This window comes from Streptomyces palmae, assembly GCF_004684805.1.
Classification (GTDB): domain Bacteria; phylum Actinomycetota; class Actinomycetes; order Streptomycetales; family Streptomycetaceae; genus Streptomyces; species Streptomyces palmae.
On sequence record NZ_SRID01000757.1, the window covers coordinates 1 to 826 of the forward strand.

At 75.4% G+C, this 826-nt stretch carries 1 protein-coding gene; it reads right to left on the reverse strand.

From position 1 onward, the window contains the following. Positions 1–517 (reverse strand): SigE family RNA polymerase sigma factor (locus E4099_RS32510; protein ID WP_135342660.1); only part of this gene is annotated, 517 nt, incomplete at its 3' end. Positions 518–826 lie beyond the last annotated feature (309 nt).

Below are 826 nucleotides of genomic sequence, written 5' to 3' on the forward strand. Positions count from 1 at the left end.
CCTTGGGTGGGCGGGCGAGGGTGCGCAGGGCAGGGCTCTCGGGGGTGTCGCTGAGCCGGCGGCCGAGGGCCTGGCGGGCGCGGCTGAGCCGTGTGCGTACCGCGCCCTCGGAGATTCCGGTCTCCCGGGCCACCTGCTCGATGGGCAGGTCGAGGAGGTGGTGCAGCACGAGCACGGTGCGCTGGTCGGGCTTGAGCCCGCGCAGCGCGTCCATCAGGGCCACGCGGTCCGGGGCGAGTTCGGGCATGTCGACGGGTGGTCCATGGCGCAGATGCGCGCGCAGGCGGTTGCGCGCGCGGCGCCAGGAGCTGACCGCCAGCCGAAGGGCGACCGTGCGGACCCAGGGCGTGGGATCGCCCTCCTGGGAGAGCCGGTCCCAGCGCTGCCAGGCGCGCGCGTACGCCTCCTGGACCGCGTCCTCGGCCTCGGCCAGATCGCCGGTCGCGGCATAGACCGCGGCGACGAGCCGCCTGGCCGTGGCCGCGTAGAACTGGTCGAAGTCAGATGGTGCCGACATGGTGCCCCCCGTGCCCTTGCGCCGTCCTTCCAGCGCCGCGTTTCTCGTTCCTGCTAAGGGCACGCCTGGGAGCCGCCGAAGGTTACCGGCGAATCCCAGGAATTTTTCGGGGCGTGGAGGGCAGCGGTGCGTGGGGTGGGGTGAGGCTGGGCCTGGGCGTTGGCGGTTCGGTCAGCGGCCGGGGTCCGAGGCCGGGTCGGGGACCGGGGCCGCGGCGGGGCCGACGGGCGGTGCGGCGAGGGGCGGAACCTGCGGACCGGCCGCCTCGGGGCCGTGCGGAGCGGGGGTGGCCATGGCGTGGCCGAGGGG